This is a genomic window from Geothrix oryzisoli (assembly GCF_022808865.1).
GTDB classification, from domain to species: Bacteria; Acidobacteriota; Holophagae; order Holophagales; family Holophagaceae; genus Geothrix; species Geothrix oryzisoli.
The window spans coordinates 394144-412781 of the sequence record NZ_JAKZLB010000003.1; the positions used below are offsets into that span (position 1 = coordinate 394144).

Sequence of the window (18638 nt, forward strand, 5' to 3'; positions counted from 1 at the left end):
CATGGCCTGGTACTGGACGCTCCGGGAAGGGGACTGCCCAGGCTGTGGCATCTGCGCGGACCTCTGCCCTCACCACGCCATCGACCTGCCGCCGGAGCGGGCCCTCCCCGCCGGGATCGCGGGCGCCTGCGCGGGATGCATGGTCTGCGCGGAGGAATGCCCCTTCGACGCGATCGTCGTCTGGCAGAGGGCCTCGGGAGTCACCGCCTGATCAACGCCAGACATCCAGGAACGGGTCGGGGTTCCATGCCAAAGGAGGGGCTTGCCGGAATCGGGCCAGCAGCCCCGTGGCGGGGGCCGTCTCGGTCACCAGCACCGCGTGGGCGCCGGCGTAGAGGGCGCTCCAGAGGGCGGCGCGGAGGGCCGGTTCCCCGAGGCGGGGCAGGGGGAGTTCCACGCGGGTGTCGTGGTCCCAGCCCAGGACCGCGTTCAGGCGCCGCAGGCGGAGCATGAGCTCGCCCTGCGTGAGGCCCGCACTGAAGGGAATGGCCCCGGTGACGACCTGCTCGCGGGCGTGGTAGGCGCCGCGGCCCGCCTCGGCGTTGAAGCGCGGGCCTCCGAGGACCTCCATCGGCACCCTCTGCCCACCGGGGCCCCAGGTCAGACCCGCGGCGGCGGCGGCCAGCTCGGCGGCCCAGTCCCAGGCGGTGCCGGTGGCGCTGAAGACGGATGGTGGCGGCGGAGCCGCCAGCAGCCCCAGGGCCACGCCCTCGGCGCGGTTCCTCAGCTGTCCGTACCCGAGCGTCCCCCACTCCGGTGCCGTGAGGGCGGGGCGGCCCTGGAGCCGCGCCGCGCGCTGGATGAGGAGATCCCGGAGGGTGGAGGCCATGAAACAGTGTCGCAAGACGAAGGCGGTCCCCGCAAAATGATCCGGAGGCATCAACCGTTTTCCGGAGGGGTGGGTCAGAGGGGTATCCGCTTTCCCATCCCCATCGGAGCCTGCCTCCGTCCCCTGGAGATTCCCCATGCGTCCCGTTTACCGCACATTCTCCGCGCTGGCGCTGCCCCTGGGGCTCACCGCCCTGGCCCTCACCCTGGCCTGCAGCGGCGGTTCCTCCGCCAGTTCCACGGCCTCGGCCCCGCCCATGGGCACCGCCTCCGTCATTCTTACGGACGCCCCCTCGGACCAGTGGTCCGCCATCGAGGTGGTGGTGACGAAAGTGGCCTTCCTGAACAAGGCAGACCACACCAAGGAAGTGGTGGCCTTCCAGGGCGCCAGCGCCAAGATCAACCTCGTGGACCTAGACAGCGTGGGTGAGCTGCTGGCTTCGGCCCAGATCCCGGCCGGCACCTACGATGCGCTGCGCATCACCATTGATCCGGCCAGCGTCAACCTCGTGAAGGCCGATGGGACCGTGGTGGCCCCCAATCAGATCCGGGTGCTGGGATCGAGCGTGCTGGTGGGCCTCAACACGGACCTGGTGGTGACCGCCAACGGCAGCAATGCCGTGCAGCTCGATTTCGACCTGGCCCACCCGCTCTTCCTCGTGCAGCTCCCGGACGGGAGCTGGGCCATGAACCTGCAGGTGAAGCACCGCTCCAACGCGAACGGCATGCTGGGCGTGGCCCAGATGATGTTCCGCCACCGGAAGGGCACCGTGGCGTCCGTGGGAGCCTCCAGCTTCGTGCTCCACACCGACGGCGGCAACGACCTCACGGTGAACGTCGATGCCGGCGCCTGGTTCTTTGATGCCGACACCCGGACCCTGGGCAGCCTCGCCGGCCTGGCCGCCGGGAAGAACGCGCTGGTCTCCCTGCGGATGCAGGCCGACGGCAGCCTCTGGGCCGTGCGCGTGTGGTACAGCGCCACCGCCCTGCCCGTCTGGACCCCTGAAGGCCACGTCTACGGTGTGGACCAGATCAACGGTCTCCTGAAGGTCAGTTCCGCCAGCGGCGCCGCGAGGACCATTGCCATCGATCCCGACACGGCCTTCACCTACCATGCGGCCCAGACCCTCGGCCTGGGCTCGGCGGCCCTCGGCAACCTGTGGACGGGCTTCAAGGTGCAGATCCAGGTGAAGGATCCCCTGGCCGTGCCCATGCACGCCCAGTCCGTGAACGTCCAGCGCGCGGTGGACGGCGGCATGATCAGCTCGGCCTCCACCAGCTCCTTCACCTACCAGCACGCCAGCGGCGACCGGACCCACGCCTATGCCAGCGCGTTCTCCTGGTGGTATGTGGGCTTCCCCGGTCTGCCCTCCTCGAGCCTCACCGACTTCGCCTCCGCCTGCTCGGGCATGGGTTCGGGCATGGGTGGCATGGGCACGGGCTCCACGGACCTTCAGGCCCGCGGCCTGAGCGACCTGGTGTGGAATGGCGGGACCAGCGCCTGGGATGCCGGCAACGCGATCTTCATGCCCGTGGCCCTGCCCCAGGGCACCATTAGCACCTCCTACGCCAGCGGCCAGCTGGGCTTCACCTTCATCAACTCGGCCTCCGCGAGCCAGACGGTCACGGTGTCCCTGAACACCACCGTGGGCGCCCAGCCCAAGGTCCTGGAAGTGGTCAACCAGGCCGGCGTGGTGACGGTCTCGCCCATCGATGTGACCGCCTGGGGCACCAAGCTCGTCGCTCCCGCCAAGACCCGCGTGGCCGTGGTCCCCAAGCCTGACGGGACTTTCGCGGCCTACGCCGTGGTGGTGTTCACCGGGTTCTGAAGTTTCCCGATGGCTCCCATGCAGAAGCGGCGCCCTGGCGCCGCTTCTGCATGGAGGGTCAGGCCAGGGCTGACAGGGCGCCCACGGTGAACCCGGGGTGGCGATCCATGAGGGGGCGGGGCGGAGGGAGGTGCCTGATCTGGGTGAACCCGGCGTGGAGGAGCGCCTGATCCCAGGCCTCGGGGGTGAGGAAGCCGTGGCGGGGCCGCCAGCGGGGATCGAGCTTCACGCCGGTGAAGGCCCGGATGAACGTGAAGAAGAACTCCAGGTAGAGCGGCGTGTCCAGGCTGGGCTTCAGGCACTCGCCGATGACCAGGCGGCCCGCAGGCTTCAGGCAGCCGCGGAGATCCCGCAGCGTGGCCTCGAGATCCTGGGCCACATGCAGCACGTTGATCCCCACGATCGCGTCGAGGCTGGCAGGGGCGATGCCCTGGGTCTGCAGGGGGCGGTTCAGGTCCAGGGCCTGGAAGGTCAGGGGCAGGTCCTGCGCGGCAGCGCCCAGGTTCCGTTGGGCCCGTCGCAGGAAGGTGGGGGCCACGTCCGTGAACCGGTACTCGGCGATGCGCCCCAGCCAGCCTTCTTCGGCGCCCCGCTGGGCCACCAGCTGGGCGAAGGAGCCGGCGCCGCCGCCCAGCTCCAGCACGCGCGCGCCGGGTGGGAGGCCCTCCTGCAGCGCCAGCAGGGTCAGCAGGTTGTTGGGGAAGTAGGCCAGGTTCCCGTTGCGGAAGTAGGCCAGCCAGAGGGGGAACAGGGCCAGGTCGAAGAGCAGGGCATCGCCATCCTTCCCTTCCGTGAAGAAGGGGCGGATGTGGGAGCGCACCCCATCCAGCAGGTCGAAGTTGGCCGCATGGCCCGGGGCCTCCAGGTCCACGGCCGCGCGGATGCCCGCCAGATCGAGGTCGGGCTGCCCCCGGAGGCTGAAGGTGTCGTCCTGGCGCGCGAGCAGTCCCTCCGTCTCGAGGAACGGCAGCATCCAGGCCAGCGGCTTGCGGGCCTGCGCGGGCAGGCCCTCGCAGAGTCCGTCGAGGGTGACGCCGCGCCTCAGCCGGGCTTCCCAGCCCAGGTCGAAGAGCAGCAGCAGGCAGATGCGGGCGGTGTACAGGCCCGAGGCCCGGTGCAGGACCAGGAAGGGCCGGCTGAAGAGGGATGCGATCTCCAGCCCCTTGGGCCCCAGCAGATCGGGGCCAGGCGGTGCCTCGATGGGGCCGAGGCGGACTGGCATCAGTCCATCATCTCGCTGATGCTGCGTCCCCCGTGGATGCGGAGGATGGCGTCACCGAAGAGGGCGGCCGTGGAGAGGACCTTCAGATTCGGCATGGCCTTGGCGCGGTCCGCGGACACGGGGATGCTGTCGGTCACCACCAGCTCGTCCAGCTCGGCGGAGATCAGGGTCTCCAGGGCGTTGCCCGAGAACACGGGATGCGTGACGCCCACGCGCACCGTGCGGGCACCGAACTCCCGGATGATGCGGGCCGCCTCCTTGATGGAGCCGCCCGTGGCGATCTCGTCGTCATAGATGATGGCGTCCTTGCCCTTCACGTCGCCGATGAGGGCCACGCTCTGGGCCTTCTCCGTGTCGTCGAACCGCCGCTTGTCGATGATGGCCATGGGCACGGAGAGCCGCTTGGCGAAGTGTCCGGCGAACTTCGCGGCGCCGGCGTCCGTGGCGACCACCACGGCGTTGGAGAGGTCCTTGGTCTTGAAATAGTTCGTGAGGGTGGGCGTGGCCAGCAGCTGGTCCGCCGGCTTGCGGAAGAAGCCCAGGATCTGGGGGGCGTGCAGGGTCATGGTGAGCACGCGGTCGGCACCGGCGGTCTCCAGCAGGTCGGCCACCAGCCGGGCCGTGATGGAGATGCGCGCCTCGTCCTTCTTGTCGCTGCGGGCATAGGGGAAGTAGGGCAGCACGGCCGTGATGCGGGCCGCGGAGGCGAACTTCAGCGCGTCGATGAGGATCAGCATCTCGAGCAGGTTGTCGCTGACGGGCGGGCAGGAGGTCTGGATCACGAAGACGTCCGATTCGCGGACGTTCTCCTCGATCTTCACCTTGATGTTCTCATTGGAAAATCGGGTGATCTTGAGCTTTCCCAGGGGCATGCCCATGTGTGTGGCGATGCCCCTCGCCAGATCCGGGTGGCTGCTCCCGGAAAACACCTTCATCTCGCCGAACATGGATCCCCCGATCTCGCCCCCAGTGTAGCCGAGGGGTCGGGCGGCGGTCGTCACAGGGATTTCGGCGCCGGACAAAACCCGCGGCGCCCGGTGGGGAAGCGCCGCGGAGACCGGCCGGAGGTTCCAGCCCGGGTGGGGCCGGGTTCAGTTCTCGTCGGCGCTGGGGCCGTAGATGGACGGGACCGGCACGTCCAGCAGCCGGAGGTAGACGGCCAGCTGGGCCCGGTGGTGGATGAGGTGGTTCATCACGAAGCCGCGGTAGACGGCGATGCGGGGCATGGCGAACAGGGCCTGCCCGTTGTTCTTGAGCGTCCAGACCACATGGAAGTCCTCGTCCGAGGCACCGCTCAGGGCCGTCAGGGCGCCTTCCACCCCCGCGTCCAGGGTGCGGAGCAGCCCCTCGGTCGTCGTGCTGGGCTTCGGCTGCCGGGCCCGGGTCTCGGGCAGGCCGAAATCCAGCTCGGTCTCGGTCATCGTGCTGATGGTCCAGCCGGGGATCGTGGCCGCGTGGTTCGCGAGGTCGCCCAGGGTGAAGGACTTGGGATGGGGCCGGAAGTCCAGCCGGTCCGCGGGGACGCGCTCCAGCACGCGGCGCAGGGTGGCCATTTCGTGCTCGAACTCGGGGAGGAGGGCTTTGGCGAGGGCCATGGAGGCTCCTTGGGAAGTGGAAGGACCATGGTGCCCCCGACTCCTGACAGCCTGGTGGCAGGAGTGTTTGGACAGGCGCTTTTAGATCTGGTTCTTTTCCGTCCGGATTTTTCCCAGGTAGTCCTCCAGGCCACGCCCGGGAAGGGCTTCGAAGGGGTCGAGCAGTTCGGTGGACTGGATCCGGTCCACCCGGAAGGTGCGGAGCGCCTCCCTCAGCTCGCACCAGGCGGCCAGGTGCCACCGGTAGCCCCAGAAGATCACGCCGAGCGGCTGCAGGACGCGGTCCGAACAGGTCCCGTCCGCCCGGGCGTAGGTGATCCGCACCCGGCGCTGCTCCCGCAGGCCCTGGCGCAGCTCCCCCAGGAAGCGGGCCGTCTCCGGCGGCACATGGAAATCAGGGACGAGGAAGGGCAGGTCGGACAGTGAGGTCCTCCGGCCCGCCGGCAGGACCGCTTCCACCTTCCGCAGCAGGCTCTCGGCCGCCTCCCGGAGCGAAGGGTCCCCCCAGGCCGCCACGATGCGCGCGCCGAGCAGGAGGGCCTCGCCCTCCTCGGCATTGAACATGAAGGGGGGCAGGTCGAAGTGCCGCGGGAGGCTGTAGCCGACGCCAGCCTCGCTCTCGATGGGCACGCCCGAGGCCATGAGATCGGCGATGTCGCGGTAGAGGGTGCGCTCGCTGACGCCGAGCTCCCTGGCGAGGCGCGCGGCGGTGCTGATGCGGTCCCGCCGCAGCAGCTGCACGATCTGGAACAGGCGGTCGGCTCGGCGCATGGGGGGAAGCCTCGGGCGGATCCGGCCGGGAAGGGGGCTAGACCTTGCCGCCGCCCACCCGCTCGATGTGGGCGCCGACGCCCTGGAGCTTCTTCTCCAGGCCGGCGTAGCCGCGGTCGAGGTGGTAGATGCGGTCCACAATGGTCTCGCCCTTGGCCACGAGGCCGGCGATGACCAGGGCCGCGCTGGCGCGGAGGTCCGTGGCCATGACCGTGCAGCCGGTCAGGTCCGCCGGCCCCGCCACGATGGCCGTGTGGCCGTCGGTGCGGAGGTTGGCGCCCAGGCGCTCCAGCTCCATGGCGTGCTGGAAGCGGTTCTCGAAGATGCCCTCGTTGATGACGCTGATGCCGGAGGCCTGGGTCATGACGGCCATCACCTGGGCCTGCAGGTCCGTGGGGAAGCCGGGGTAGGGCAGGGTGGTGATGTCCTTCGAGCGCAGCTTCTGGCCGCACTCCCGCTGGATGCGGAGCTGGCGGCCATCCTGGCCCTCGCGTTCGGTGATGACGCAGCCCGAGCGCTCCAGCAGGTCCAGCAGGGCCCGCAGGTGCTCCGGCTCGCAGCGGTCCAGCACCACGTCGCCGCAGGCCGCGGCCACGGCGCACAGGTAGGTGCCGGCCTCGATGCGATCGGGAATGACGGCGTGCTCGCAGCCGTGGAGCTGGTCGAGGCCCGTGATGGTGAGGGTGCCCGTGCCGATGCCATCGATCTGCGCGCCCATCTTGACGAGGAGCTGGGCCAGATCGCCGATCTCCGGCTCCTGGGCGGCATTCCTCAGGATGGTGGTGCCCTCGGCCAGGGCGGCCGCCATGAGGATGTTCTCGGTGGCGCCGACGCTCACCTTGGCGAAGGCGTGGTCGATGGCCTTGAGCCGGCCCTTCACCGAGGCGTGGATGTAGCCGTGGCTGATCTCGATCACGGCGCCCATGCGCTCGAGGGCCTCCAGATGCAGGTTCACGGGCCGGGCGCCGATGGCGCAGCCGCCGGGCAGGCTCACGGTGGCCTTCCCGAACCGGGCGAGGAGGGGCCCCAGCACCAGAATGGAGGCCCGCATGGTCTTCACCAGTTCGTAGGGGGCCTTGGGATCCTCGCTGCCCGTGCAGGCCAGCTTCGCCGTCAGCTCGAAGCCCTCGCCCTCGGGCTCCAGCGCGGCCTCCGTGCCCAGGGCCTGGAGCACCTTCACCATGGTGCGGATGTCGGCCACCGCGGGCAGGTTGGACAGCACCACCGTTTCCGGCGTCAGCAGGGCCGCCGCGAGGCAGGGCAGGGCCGCATTCTTCGCCCCGGACACCCGGATGCGCCCCCGCAGGGGATGTCTACCTTGGATCACCAGTCGGTCCATCGAAACTCCAGGCTTCCAGCGTAGCCCAACCTTGCGGAGGGGGGACGGATCACCATGCTTGAAGTGGGCTGGAACGGAGGACGGCCCCGGACGGCCCATCCCGGTGCTCCACCATGAAACCCGGCGATCCCCGAACCTGGATGTGGACCCGCGCCCTCGAGGTGCTGAACGAGGCCGAGCGCCTGCAGAAGCAGTTCTTCCACGTGGGCCGGTCCGCTTCGCGGCCTCCGGGCTGGGAACCTCCCGTGGACATCTTCGAATCCGATGGGGCCCTGCACATCGTGGTGGCCCTGCCCGGCCTGTCCGTCGACCGCCTGAAGGTGCTCTGGGAGGACGCGGACCTGGTGATCAGCGGCGATCTGCCCGTCCCCTGGGAAGACCGCACCGGCGCCATCCACCGTGTGGAAATACCCCACGGGCACTTCGAGCGCCGGATCGAAGGCCTGCCCGCGGGGCTCCAGGTCGTCCGGAATGAGCTGTGCGGCGGATGCCTGTTCCTCGCATTCCGGAAGGCTGAAGGTCCATGACCAGGAACCAAGGATCGCGGGTCGACCGCGAACCCGGAGGCGAGACAGGGGGAGAGCCGGTGTCCGGGCCCAGCCTGCCGAAGGACGCCACGGCCATCCTCGCCGTGCGCAAACTCGAGCTCTTCCCCGGCATGGTGACGGTGGTGACCATCGGCCGGGAGCCATCCGCCATCGCGGCGCAGGAGGCCATCAAGTCGGAGCGCGCGCTGGGGCTGCTGCTGCAGCGTGACCCGGCCGAGGATGAGCCGGGCCCGGAGGGCCTGTACCGGGTCGGTACCCTCGCCCACATCCTCCGCTTCATCACGACGCCGGATGGCTCGCACCATCTCATCTGCCACGGCGAGCAGCGCTTCCGGGTCGTCGAATTCCTCGAGGGATGGCCCTTCCTGGTCGCCCGCATCGTCCGGGTCCGCGAGGATGAGACCCTGTCCAGCGCCCTGGAAGCCCGGCTCGTCACGCTGCGCCAGCAGGTGCAGGAGTACGCGGAAGCCCTTCCCATGCCTCCCCTGGAACTGATCAACGCCATCCAGCAGCTCAATGCCCCCGGGCCCGCCGCGGACCTGGTGACCGGGCTGATGGACATCAAGGCCCCGGACAAGCAGGACATCCTCGAGACCTTCGATGTGCGGGAGCGGCTGGACAAGGTGCTCGCGCGCATGGCCCACGCCCTGGAAGTGATCCACATGTCCCGCAAGATCACCGAGCAGACGCGGGAAGCCATGAACGCCCAGCAGCGGGAATTCCTCCTGCGCGAGCAGCTGAAGCAGATCCAGAAGGAGCTTGGGGATACGGACGAGACGGCGGCGGAGCTTGACGCGGTCGCGAAGGCGATCGCCGAGGCGAAGATGCCGGAGGGCGTCGAGAAGCAGGCCCGCAAGGAGCTGAAGCGCCTGCAGCGCATGCCGGACTCGGCCGCCGAATACTCCATGATCCGCACCTATCTGGACTGGCTGACCGAGCTGCCCTGGTCCCGGGAGAGCGAGGCCGGCATCGACATCGCCGAGGCGCGGAGGATCCTGGATGCGGACCACTACGGCCTGGAGAAGATCAAGAAGCGCATGCTGGAGTACCTGGCGGTCCGCAAGCTCAACCCCGGCGGCAAGAGCCCCATCCTCTGCTTCGTCGGCCCTCCGGGGGTGGGGAAGACCTCGCTCGGACAGAGCATCGCGCATGCCACCGGACGGAGGTTCGTGCATGCGAGCCTCGGCGGCGTCCACGACGAGGCGGAGATCCGGGGCCACCGGCGCACCTACATCGGCGCCCTGCCGGGCAGCATCATCCAGGCCATCCACGGTGCGGGCACGCGCAACCCGGTGTTCATGCTGGACGAGATGGACAAGCTGGGTGCCGGGGGGTTCCACGGGGACCCGGCCTCGGCCCTCCTCGAGGCCCTGGACCCGGAGCAGAACGCCACCTTCCGCGACAACTACCTCGGCCTCCCCTTCGACCTGTCGCACGTGATGTTCATCGGCACGGCCAACGTGCTGGATACGATCCCGAGCCCCCTCCGCGACCGCATGGAGGTGATCCAGCTCCCCGGCTACACCGAGGAGGAGAAGCTCGAGATCGCCCGCCGCTACCTGGTGGCGCGGCAGCTGGGCGTCCACGGGCTGACGGCGGAGCAATGCGCCTTCGAGGAGGCGACCCTCACCGCCATCGTCCGGGACTACACGCGGGAGGCCGGCGTGCGCAACCTCGAGCGGGAGATCGGATCCGTGTTCCGCCACGTCGCCATGGGTGTCGCCGAGGGGACCCTGGCAGCCGTCCGGGTGAAGCCGGAGGATCTGGCCGAGATCCTCGGCCCGCCCCGCTTCGAGTCGGAGAGCGCCATGCGCTCGGGGAGGCCGGGCGTGGCCACGGGGCTCGCCTGGACCCCCGTGGGCGGGGACATCCTGTTCATCGAGGCGGCCCGGATGCCGGGCAGCGGCAAGCTCCTCCTGACCGGCCAGCTGGGCGAGGTGATGAAGGAGAGCGCCCAGGCGGCCCTGTCCCTGCTGAAGGGGCACCTGGGCGAGCTGGGCCTGTCGGGCGAGGACTTCGAACAGCTGGATGTCCACATCCACGTGCCCGCCGGGGCCACGCCGAAGGACGGGCCCAGCGCCGGCATCGCCATGTTCGTGGCGCTGGTCTCCCTGTTCACCGGACGCTCCGTCCGCGGCGACACGGCGATGACCGGGGAGATCTCCCTGCGGGGGCTCGTCCTGCCGGTGGGTGGCATCAAGGAGAAGGTGCTGGCGGCCCTGCGCTCCGGGATCACGCGGGTGGTGCTGCCCTCCCGCAACCGGAAGGAGCTGGAGGACATTCCACCCGCAGCCCGGGAGCGGCTCCAGATCCTCTGGATCGACCAGGTGCGCGAGGCCCTCGACGCCGTCCTGGAAGAAGGCCCCGGCGGCTGAACTGGATTCCGCCGTGGAGGGCCCGTTGGACGGGCTCGCGTCAGAGGATGCGTCCCCGCATGGCCTTCACCGGGAGCGGACCCCAGCTTCGCCCATCCTGGCTGTCGGGGCGGTTGTCGCCCAGGACCAGGTAGCCGGCCCCGCAGGCCTGGTGCCCCGCGCCGCTCCGCTCGGGGTGGACGACCCAGGGTTCGTCCAGGCGCTGGCCTGCGATCCAGAGATCCGGGCCGGTCCAGGTCAGGGCCTCGCCGGGAAGCCCCAGCACCCGCTTCACGGAGGACCCGTGGGGCCCTTCCACCAGCCAGACCTCCCCGCGCCGGGGCGCGTGGCTGGCCCAGGCCCGCACGGCCCAGCGCAGGTCGCCATCGTGGAGCGCGGGCTCCATGCTGCGCCCCGACACCCGGACCGGGTGGACGACAGCCAGGGGCGACAGGGCCAGGGCGAGGGCGGCCAGGGGGATCCAGGGCTTCACGGGTGGACGGCCAGCCGCCTTCCCCGTCCATCCGTCAGCGCGATTTCCTTGAGGCGGGCCGGGGTGGGGACGAAGGGGGTCAACTCGGCCAGCAGCCGCTGGGCCAGGGCCAGGGGGCCATCCAGGCCCAGGTCGGTGAGGAGCTTCCCCTGGAGCGGCGCCAGGCTGCGATCCAGGGCGGCTTCCAGGTCCCGGAAGTCCACCACCACGTCATAGCCGTCCAGGCCCGGACGCGCGGCGACCACCTCCACCGTGTAGTCGTGGCCCTCCCAGGCCTCGCCAGCGCGGAACACCACCGACAGGGGGCGGGTCACGGCGGCTTCGAAGATCAGGGGGGAGGTCGGACTCAAGGCGGGCTCCGGGAACTGACTCCAGGTCGGGACTTCAGTTTGTCATGCCCATGGCTACACTGTCCCTTCGACCGCATACCTGATAACCGGGTGAGACAATGGAACGGCCCGCAGCCCCCCGCTGCGGCTCGTTCTGAACGCTGACTGCTGGGAGGGACCGCCATGAAGGCCCTGGAAATCGCGCTGTTCTGGATCATGACCCTGGCCGCGGTCGGGTTCTTCGCCTGGACCATCCGGCTACGGATCGCCACCCTGAAGGCGGGTCTGCCGGACAACCGCTTCGACCAGCCCTGGGTGCGCCTCAAGGGCGTGTTCACCCTTGCGCTCATGCAGAAGCGCATGGTTCGCGACAAGTACGCGGGCTTCTACCACATCCTCATCTTCTGGGGCTTCTGCGCCCTGGCCTTGCGCTCCGTCGGCCTGGTGCTGGAGGGCCTCTTCCCGGCCTTCCACATGACCGAGGCCCTGGGCGCCTTCGGCCTCGGCTACCAGACCACCAAGGACGTGTTCGAGGTGCTGGTGCTGCTGGGCCTGGGCCTGGCCACCTTCCGCCGCCTGGCCGCCAAGCCCTGGCGCCTGGAGAACTCCTGGGACGCCTGGGCCACCCTGAGCCTCATCGGCGGCCTGATGGTCACCGATCTGCTGGCGGACGGCGCCTACGTCGCTCTGCACCATCCCACCTGGGCCGCCTGGTCTCCCGCCGGCGTGGCCGTGGCCGGCTGGCTGGGCGGCCTGAGCCAGACCGGGCTCGGGGTGCTCTACAAGACCATGTGGTGGCTGCACCTGGCGACCCTCTACTTCTTCGCCAACTTCCTGCCCTACTCCAAGCACTTCCATGTCTTCACGTCGCTCTTCAACATCTACTTTCGCGAGCTGGAGCCCCAGAAGAACCTCAAGCCCATGGACATGGAGGCCGAGCACTTCGGCATCAACAAGATCCAGGACTTCAGCTGGAAGCAGATGCTGGACTTCTACACCTGCGTGGAGTGCGGCCGCTGCCTGGAGAACTGCCCCACCACCCTCACGGGCAAGCCGCTCCGCCCGAAGAACTTCGGCACCGACCTGCGCGACTACCTGAAGGCCACGCCCCTGGAGCAGATGGGCCAGGACCAGCCCGTGCCCGAGGACCGCAAGCTCATCGGCGGCCCCGTGCCCGAAGGCTCCTACTGGAAGCGGGACGACGAAGAGGCGCCCTGGAGCAAGGCGCAGCTCGAGGGCTGGATCAGCCAGGACACCATCTGGGCCTGCACCAGCTGCGGCTACTGCGAGTGGGCCTGCCCCCTGCAGATCAGCTTCGTGGACAAGCTCGTGGGCATGCGCCGCTACCTCACGCTGGAGGAGAGCGACTTCCCGGCCGAGGCCCAGGTGGCCTTCAAGGGCATGGAACGCCAGGGCAACCCCTGGAACCTGCCCCAGGCCGACCGCGCCAAGTGGGCCGAGGGCCTCGAAGTCCCCACCTTCGCCGAGCACCCCGAGGCTGAGTACCTCTTCTGGGTGGGCTGCGCCGGCAGCTACGACGCCGCGGGACAGAAGGTGTCCAAGTCCCTGGTGAAGCTGCTCAAGGCCGCGAAGGTCTCCTTCGCCATCCTGGGCACCGAGGAGAGCTGCACCTGCGAGTCCGCCCGGCGCCTGGGCAACGAGTATCTCTTCCAGTCCGCCACCGAAGCCAACATCGAGACCCTCAAGGGCCACGGTGTGAAGAAGGTCGTCACCAACTGCCCCCACTGCCTGAACACGCTGAAGAACGAGTACCCGGCCTTCGGCGGCGACTTCGAGGTGGTGCACGGCACCGAGCTGGTGGCGAAGCTGATGTCCGAAGGGAAGATCAAGCTCGAGCAGACCGTGGAGGCGGACCTCACCTACCACGACCCCTGCTACCTCAGCCGCATCAACGGCCAGGTGGAGGCCCCCCGCGCCATCCTGGACGCCATCCCCGGCGTGAAGCTCACGGAGATGGAGAAGCACGGCGAGGCCACCATGTGCTGCGGCGCCGGCGGCGGCCGCTTCTGGCTGGAGGAGCACCTGGGCAAGCGCGTGAACCATGAGCGCTTCGAACAGGCCCTTGTGACCAAGGCCACCACCATCGCCGTGGGCTGTCCCTTCTGCAACGTGATGCTGAACAATGCGGCGGGCGAGACCAACCACGAAGGCGTGGCCACCACCGATGTGCTGGAACTGGCGGCGAAGGCGCTGAAAGCGTAGATCGTTCCCTCCAACGAAGCAAAGGGGCGCGAACGCGCCCCTTTGCTTCGTTGGAGGGTCTCCACCCCAAGGCCACGCTTCCAGCTTCAGCGGGCAGGGGCAGGTCCCTTCTGGCTCCGCAGGTGCTTCCGGATCCTGCGGACCCAGTCCTTTTCGATGTCGGTGCGCCAGAAGCCCTTGGATACCTGCATGAGGCCGAGGACCTGGCCGGTGGCGGGATCCCAGAGCTTGACGCGACAGATGGGCCCGTTTCGGGGCTGGGCTTCGCCCTGGAGGAAGAGGGTGCCTTCGATTTCGGACAGGGTGGGCCCGCCCTTCTCTGCCTCCGGTTCGGCGAGCTTCCGGGGCATGCGGTTGGCCTGGAGGCCCAGCTTGAGTTCCTTCTCACCCACTTCGGAGTCCAGGGACTGGCCGGGGAGCCAACGCAGGCAATGGATGCGGGCTTGCCTCAGATCCAGGTCCCGGCTGAACCAGACCTGGTCCCCCTCCGCTTCGTGGAGTTCCCTGGCGGGCCACCAGGCCGCTTCGGCAGCCGGTCCGCCGGCCAGTTCCCAGATCGCCGCGGGAAGGCTGGTGGGAGCCTGGAGGCTCTTGAAATCCAGCCGGTCCTGGAGCGCCAGGACGGTGCCTCCGGTGCGGAGGTCCACCGCCTTCACCTGGAACAGGACGTCCGTGTGGTAGCCGGACACGCCACCGATGAAGAGGGGCTGGCTCATGGCGCCGTTGGAAAGGAGCAGGAGGGCCAGGTTCACAGGGACCAGGACGATGTTCCCCGCCACTTGGCCGGCCTTGGCGGCCACCCGGGCCTGGCGGTCGAAGGCGAGCACCCGCCCCTGGACCCGGTAGATCGGTGGGGCGGCTCCCGGGGGGCTCCACTGCTGGGCCAGCGCGAAGCCCTCGGCGGCGAGGACCTGGAGGACCTGGGTGACCTGATCGCGTTTGGTCGTCCAGGAAGCGCCTGTGTCAGTGCCCGGAGGGGGAGCCGCAGGGACTTCCCAGGGAGCCAACTCCATCGGCTGGCCCCGCAGGTCGAGGCCGGGCCGGGCCCAGGCGAACGGGACGCGACCGAGCGGGGCCGGTCGGACGCCCTCGCCGAACCAGGCCGGGTCCTGCAGGACTGGCTGCTCGTTCGGCCCCTGGGGCAGCGTGGAAGGCGGCCGGTGGCAGGCCGGGAGCAGCAGCAGGAGGACCAGGGTGAGATACAACCTGCCCTTCCGGACCGGTGGGAGGGGAACGGGAAGCGCGGCGGTGGTGGACATGGGGCCTCGTGCGCCGATTATCCCACCCCGGCGCCAGTGCCTGAGCCGGGGTGCCTCACAGAGCGCCGGCCTTTCAGGAGGCCTTCCGCCGTGTGGGCAGGTGGTCCTTCAGCAGGGTCCGGGTCTCCCGCAGCATGGTGGCGGTATCGTCCCAGCCCAGGCAGGCATCGGTCACGGAGCAGCCGTAGCGCAGGGTGGTGAGGTCCGCGGGGATGGCCTGGCTGCCCTCCTCGAGGAAGCTCTCCACCATGGCTCCCACGATGGAGCGGTTGCCGCGCAGGATCTGGTGGGCGCAGTCCTGGAGGACCAGGGGCTGGAGCCGGGGATTCTTGTGGCTGTTGGCATGGGAGCAGTCCACGACGATGTTCTCGGGGAGGCCGGCCTTGCGCAGGGCCTCCTCCGCCAGGGCGATGCTGACGGTGTCGTAGTTGGGGCGGCCCCCGCCGCCCCGCAGCACCAGGTGGCCGTGGGCGTTCCCGCGGGTGCGCACGATGGCGGCGGAGCCCTGGTCATTGAGGCCCAGGAAGCTGTGGGGCCGGGAGGCGGAGAGGATGGCGTTCACTGCGGCGGCCAGGTCGCCGTCCGTGGCGTTCTTGAAGCCCACGGGAGTCGAGAGGCCGCTGGACATTTCCCGGTGGGTCTGGGATTCGGAGGTCCGGGCGCCGATGGCCGTCCAGCTGATGAGATCGCCGATGTACTGGGGCGTGTTGGGGTCCAGGGCCTCGGTGGCCGCCGGCAGGCCGAGCCCCCCGATGCGGAGCAGGAACTCCCGGGCCTTCCGCATGCCTTCCTCGATGTGGAAGGAGTCGTCCATGCGGGGATCGTTGATGTAGCCCTTCCAGCCCGTGGCGGTCCGCGGTTTCTCGAAGTAGACCCGCATGACCAGGAGGAGCGTGTCCGCCACCTCGTCCGAGAGGGCCTTGAGCCGCCGCGCGTAGTCGAGGCCCGCCACCGGATCGTGGATGCTGCAGGGGCCGACCACCACGAGGAAGCGGGGATCCTCCCGGGTCAGGATGCGCTGGAGGTCCCGGCGGCCGCCGGCCACGGTCCCGGCCACGGCGTCGGGCACGGGCAGGGCCGCGTGGACCTCGGCCGGGGAGGGCATCCGGTCGAAGGAATCGATGTTGAGGTTCTCGAGCGCCTGGTGCGTCATGGGGGCCTTCCGGGATAAAGAAAAACCCCGATCCACGGGACGGATCGGGGTGGTCAGGGGGATGTTCCAGGTATCAGGCTGGACCCTCGCCGTGCCACGCACGATCCGCGCGCGGGAACCAATAATAGCGATGGAAGCGGGGCGTCATGGCGAGGTCCGAAGGTGCCCCATCGTGGACCCCGGGAGGCCGGGGCGTCAAGGCTCGGACGACCCCGGGTCGCCTGCTCCCAAGATGGATCGTACGGGATCAATGCTCCTTTTTTATTATTCGCACCCAGATCCAACGAGGCTTGGATTGGATGTTGATTTGGGCTAGGCTGGGGCTCTTTTCCCGGGAGCCGCCATGGATCGTCGCACCCTTCTCGGAACCCTCGCCATCGGCGCCGTGGGCGCCGGACTGCATGCCAAGGGCCTGGGCCCCGGCGCCGTGGACGCGAAGCCCGCCGGGAACCCGCTGGCGGATTATGCCGCCCGGCCCTTCGATTTCGGCACGGGGCTGCCTGGCCTCGGCAAGGACCTGCTGGCGGAGCACCTGACGCTCTACAAGGGCTACGTGGGTCGCACGAACGCCCTGCTCAAGGAGGTGCTGGCCGCGGAACGGACGGGCCAGGCGGGGCCCGCGGTGCAGGAGCTGCGCCGGCGTCTGGGCTTCGAGTTCAGCGGCATGCGCCTCCATGAGCTCTACTTCGAGGCCCTCTCCGCGAGCGCCGCCAAGCCCAGCGGGACGCATCCCCTCCACCAGGCCATCACCGCCACCTGGGGCTCCTTCGATGCCTGGTGGGCCGCTTTCAAGGCCACTTGCACCATGACGGGCATCGGGTGGGGCGCCCTCCTGAAGGACCCGGCCACGGGCCGGCTCATGAACGCCTGGTTCCAGGATCATGAGAACGCCGTGGCCGTGGGCGCCCAGGCGCTCCTGGTCGTGGATGTCTGGGAGCACGCCTACGTGAAGGATTACGGCGCCACGGGCCGGGCCAAGTACGTGGATGCCGTGAAGCCCCTCATCGACTGGCGTGTGGTCGAGAAGCGCTTCTGAAACCTGGGATTTCATGGTGAATTTACAAAATTGTAAGATCATGTGATGTTCTGTACAATTTTGTAGATCACTTGCCGGAGCCCCCATGGCCGCCTCGGAGGACGCCCTCCACCTCTCGCCCCTGCTGGAGCTGAGCCAGGCCCTGGCCGCCTCGGACATCCGGGCCTCGCTGCCCCGGGTGCTGGAGATCCTGGCGGAGGCCTTCGGGGCTCTGAACGGGGCGATCCTGCTGGCGGACGACGAAGGGAGCGCCCTCCGGGTCGAGGCCGCCCGCGGCCTGTCCAACCAGGAGGTGGCCCGGGCCCGCTACCGGGTGGGCGAAGGCATCAACGGGCGCGTGCTGGCCAGCGGCAGGGCCATCGTGGTGCCCCAGGCCAGTCTGGAGCCCCTCTTCCTGGACCGCACCGGCGTGCTGAGGGCCCAGAAGCGGAAGAAGTCGGACATGTCCTTCTTCTGCATCCCCGTGTTCCTGGACCGGAAGACGGCGGGGACCCTCTGCCTCACGGTGCCCTATGACCGGGAGCGCGACTTCGACCGGGACACGAAGCTGCTCCAGATCGCGGCCTCCATGGTGGGCCTGGCCATGAAGGTGGCGCGGCTGGTGGCGGCGGACCGGCAGCGGCTGGTGGAGGAGAACCAGCAGCTCCGCCTGGAGTTGCGGGAGCGCTACGAACTGCAGCACCTCATCGGCCACAGCCACGCCATGCAGCGGGTCTACGAGGCGGTGGCCCAGGCGGCGCCCGCCAGCACCACCGTGCTCATCCGCGGCGAGTCGGGCACAGGCAAGGAGCTGGTGGCCCACGCCCTCCACTACAACTCGCCCCGGGCGGACAAGCCCTTCGTGAAGGTGAACTGCGGGGCCCTGCCGGAGCCGCTCATCGAGTCCGAGCTGTTCGGCTACGAACCCGGCGCCTTCACGGACGCCCGCCAGATGAAGAAGGGCCGCTTCGAGCTGGCCCATGGCGGCACGCTGTTCCTGGACGAGGTGGGCGAGCTGACCCCGGCCACCCAGGTGAAGCTGCTGCGGGTGCTCCAGGAGCGGGAGTTCGAGCGCCTGGGCGGCGTGAAGCCCGTGAAGGTGGACGTGCGGCTCCTGGCCGCCACCAACCGGGATCTGGAGTCTGCCGTGCGGGCCGGCACCTTCCGGGAGGATCTCTACTACCGTCTCCACGTCTTCGAGGTCTTCCTGCCGCCCCTGCGGGAGCGCCAGGCGGACATCCTGCTGCTGGCGGACCACTTCGTGGAGAAGATCGCCGCGGCTCAGGGCAAGGATGTCCGCCGCATCTCCACCTCGGCCATCGACATGCTCACGGCCTACCACTGGCCCGGCAACGTGCGCGAGCTGGAGAACGCCATCGAGCGGGCCATCCTCGTCTGCGAGGGGGGCGTGATCCATGCGCACCACCTGCCGCCCTCCCTCCAGACGGCCGAAGTCTCGGGCACCGTGCCGGGAGGCTCGCTGGGCGAGGCCGTGGCCGCCTTCGAGCGGGACCTGCTCCAGGACGCGCTGAAGTCGGCCCGGGGGAACCGCTCCCGCGCCGCCCGACTCCTCCAGACCACGGAGCGCATCCTGAACTACAAGGTCCAGAAATACGGGCTGGAACCGGAACGGTTCCGATCGTCATGAGATGAAATATTACAAAATTGTATAATTTATCT

At 69.2% G+C, this 18638-nt stretch carries 17 protein-coding genes; 7 read left to right on the forward strand and 10 right to left on the reverse strand.

Translation table 11 applies throughout. From position 1 onward, the window contains the following. Position 1 precedes the first annotated feature (1 nt). The gene (locus MLE43_RS09980; protein WP_243303584.1) at positions 2 to 211 is read left to right on the forward strand and encodes a 4Fe-4S binding protein; all 210 of its coding nucleotides are present in this window, start codon (positions 2 to 4) and stop codon (positions 209 to 211) included. Here MLE43_RS09980 and MLE43_RS09985 read toward each other — a convergent pair whose 3' ends face one another. Further along, positions 212 to 829 (reverse strand): hypothetical protein, encoded by a 618-nt coding sequence (locus MLE43_RS09985; RefSeq protein WP_243303585.1) that lies wholly within the window; start codon positions 827 to 829, stop codon positions 212 to 214. A 136-nt stretch (positions 830 to 965) separates the two neighbouring features. Between MLE43_RS09985 and MLE43_RS09990 the strand changes: the two genes are divergently transcribed. After that, complete coding sequence (locus tag MLE43_RS09990) at positions 966 to 2657, forward strand: DUF4382 domain-containing protein (protein ID WP_243303586.1); 1692 nt, start codon at positions 966 to 968, stop codon at positions 2655 to 2657. Positions 2658 to 2715: 58 nt separating this feature from the next. Here MLE43_RS09990 and MLE43_RS09995 read toward each other — a convergent pair whose 3' ends face one another. The 5 genes from MLE43_RS09995 to murA form a co-directional block, all read right to left on the reverse strand. Next, the gene (locus MLE43_RS09995) at positions 2716 to 3879 is read right to left on the reverse strand and encodes a class I SAM-dependent methyltransferase (RefSeq protein ID WP_243303587.1); all 1164 of its coding nucleotides are present in this window, start codon (positions 3877 to 3879) and stop codon (positions 2716 to 2718) included. After that, the gene (locus MLE43_RS10000; RefSeq protein ID WP_275976183.1) at positions 3879 to 4826 is read right to left on the reverse strand and encodes a ribose-phosphate diphosphokinase; all 948 of its coding nucleotides are present in this window, start codon (positions 4824 to 4826) and stop codon (positions 3879 to 3881) included. Before MLE43_RS10000 ends, MLE43_RS09995 begins: the two co-directional genes overlap by 1 nt. A gap of 144 nt (positions 4827 to 4970) precedes the next feature. Then, positions 4971 to 5474 carry a DinB family protein gene (locus MLE43_RS10005; RefSeq protein WP_243303590.1) on the reverse strand — a complete coding sequence of 168 codons (504 nt, stop codon included), beginning with the start codon at positions 5472 to 5474 and terminating at the stop codon, positions 4971 to 4973. Positions 5475 to 5555: 81 nt separating this feature from the next. Beyond that, complete coding sequence (locus tag MLE43_RS10010) at positions 5556 to 6245, reverse strand: helix-turn-helix transcriptional regulator (RefSeq protein ID WP_243303591.1); 690 nt, start codon at positions 6243 to 6245, stop codon at positions 5556 to 5558. Between the two features lie 37 nt (positions 6246 to 6282). Beyond that, complete coding sequence (murA, locus tag MLE43_RS10015) at positions 6283 to 7584, reverse strand: UDP-N-acetylglucosamine 1-carboxyvinyltransferase (protein WP_243303592.1); 1302 nt, start codon at positions 7582 to 7584, stop codon at positions 6283 to 6285. Between the two features lie 140 nt (positions 7585 to 7724). On the opposite strand from murA, the gene MLE43_RS10020 reads away from it, so the two are divergent. Next, positions 7725 to 8111, forward strand: a complete 387-nt coding sequence (locus MLE43_RS10020) for an Hsp20/alpha crystallin family protein (RefSeq protein WP_243303593.1) — start codon at positions 7725 to 7727, stop codon at positions 8109 to 8111. A gap of 59 nt (positions 8112 to 8170) precedes the next feature. Continuing rightward, positions 8171 to 10507 carry an endopeptidase La gene (gene lon / locus MLE43_RS10025; protein WP_243303596.1) on the forward strand — a complete coding sequence of 779 codons (2337 nt, stop codon included), beginning with the start codon at positions 8171 to 8173 and terminating at the stop codon, positions 10505 to 10507. Positions 10508 to 10547: 40 nt separating this feature from the next. Here lon and lepB read toward each other — a convergent pair whose 3' ends face one another. Continuing rightward, positions 10548 to 10979, reverse strand: a complete 432-nt coding sequence (lepB, locus tag MLE43_RS10030) for a signal peptidase I (protein ID WP_243303597.1) — start codon at positions 10977 to 10979, stop codon at positions 10548 to 10550. Continuing rightward, on the reverse strand, positions 10976 to 11329 hold the full coding sequence (locus MLE43_RS10035; protein ID WP_243303598.1) for a hypothetical protein: 354 nt from the start codon (positions 11327 to 11329) through the stop codon (positions 10976 to 10978). Before MLE43_RS10035 ends, lepB begins: the two co-directional genes overlap by 4 nt. A gap of 162 nt (positions 11330 to 11491) precedes the next feature. Between MLE43_RS10035 and MLE43_RS10040 the strand changes: the two genes are divergently transcribed. Continuing rightward, positions 11492 to 13531, forward strand: coding sequence for a (Fe-S)-binding protein (locus tag MLE43_RS10040; RefSeq protein WP_243303599.1), 2040 nt, complete (start codon positions 11492 to 11494; stop codon positions 13529 to 13531). Positions 13532 to 13617: 86 nt separating this feature from the next. Here MLE43_RS10040 and MLE43_RS10045 read toward each other — a convergent pair whose 3' ends face one another. Together MLE43_RS10045 and MLE43_RS10050 are read right to left on the reverse strand one after the other, a co-directional pair. Next, positions 13618 to 14790 (reverse strand): hypothetical protein, encoded by a 1173-nt coding sequence (locus tag MLE43_RS10045; RefSeq protein ID WP_243303600.1) that lies wholly within the window; start codon positions 14788 to 14790, stop codon positions 13618 to 13620. A 73-nt stretch (positions 14791 to 14863) separates the two neighbouring features. Further along, positions 14864 to 15943: a 3-deoxy-7-phosphoheptulonate synthase gene (locus MLE43_RS10050; RefSeq protein ID WP_243303601.1), complete on the reverse strand. Its 1080-nt coding sequence runs from the start codon at positions 15941 to 15943 to the stop codon at positions 14864 to 14866. A gap of 343 nt (positions 15944 to 16286) precedes the next feature. Here MLE43_RS10050 and MLE43_RS10055 point away from each other — a divergent pair, with 343 nt between their 5' ends. Beyond that, the gene (locus MLE43_RS10055) at positions 16287 to 16979 is read left to right on the forward strand and encodes a superoxide dismutase (RefSeq protein WP_243303602.1); all 693 of its coding nucleotides are present in this window, start codon (positions 16287 to 16289) and stop codon (positions 16977 to 16979) included. Between the two features lie 85 nt (positions 16980 to 17064). Next, positions 17065 to 18606, forward strand: coding sequence for a sigma-54 interaction domain-containing protein (locus tag MLE43_RS10060; RefSeq protein WP_243303603.1), 1542 nt, complete (start codon positions 17065 to 17067; stop codon positions 18604 to 18606). The last annotated feature ends 32 nt before the right edge of the window (positions 18607 to 18638 follow it).

Excerpts from the sequence above, each read along its gene's own strand:
- MLE43_RS10010 (WP_243303591.1), bottom strand. The coding sequence starts at position 6,245 with ATGCGCCGAGCCGACCGCCTGTTCCAGATCGTGCAGCTGCTGCGGCGG.
- MLE43_RS10000 (WP_275976183.1), bottom strand. The coding sequence starts at position 4,826 with ATGTTCGGCGAGATGAAGGTGTTTTCCGGGAGCAGCCACCCGGATCTG.
- MLE43_RS09990 (WP_243303586.1), top strand. The coding sequence starts at position 966 with ATGCGTCCCGTTTACCGCACATTCTCCGCGCTGGCGCTGCCCCTGGGG.
- MLE43_RS10050 (WP_243303601.1), bottom strand. The coding sequence starts at position 15,943 with ATGACGCACCAGGCGCTCGAGAACCTCAACATCGATTCCTTCGACCGG.
- MLE43_RS10020 (WP_243303593.1), top strand. The coding sequence starts at position 7,725 with ATGTGGACCCGCGCCCTCGAGGTGCTGAACGAGGCCGAGCGCCTGCAG.
- MLE43_RS09985 (WP_243303585.1), bottom strand. The coding sequence starts at position 829 with ATGGCCTCCACCCTCCGGGATCTCCTCATCCAGCGCGCGGCGCGGCTC.
- murA (WP_243303592.1), bottom strand. The coding sequence starts at position 7,584 with ATGGACCGACTGGTGATCCAAGGTAGACATCCCCTGCGGGGGCGCATC.
- MLE43_RS10045 (WP_243303600.1), bottom strand. The coding sequence starts at position 14,790 with ATGTCCACCACCGCCGCGCTTCCCGTTCCCCTCCCACCGGTCCGGAAG.
- MLE43_RS09995 (WP_243303587.1), bottom strand. The coding sequence starts at position 3,879 with ATGCCAGTCCGCCTCGGCCCCATCGAGGCACCGCCTGGCCCCGATCTG.
- MLE43_RS10055 (WP_243303602.1), top strand. The coding sequence starts at position 16,287 with ATGGATCGTCGCACCCTTCTCGGAACCCTCGCCATCGGCGCCGTGGGC.
- MLE43_RS10005 (WP_243303590.1), bottom strand. The coding sequence starts at position 5,474 with ATGGCCCTCGCCAAAGCCCTCCTCCCCGAGTTCGAGCACGAAATGGCC.
- MLE43_RS10060 (WP_243303603.1), top strand. The coding sequence starts at position 17,065 with ATGGCCGCCTCGGAGGACGCCCTCCACCTCTCGCCCCTGCTGGAGCTG.
- MLE43_RS09980 (WP_243303584.1), top strand. The coding sequence starts at position 2 with ATGGCCTGGTACTGGACGCTCCGGGAAGGGGACTGCCCAGGCTGTGGC.
- MLE43_RS10040 (WP_243303599.1), top strand. The coding sequence starts at position 11,492 with ATGAAGGCCCTGGAAATCGCGCTGTTCTGGATCATGACCCTGGCCGCG.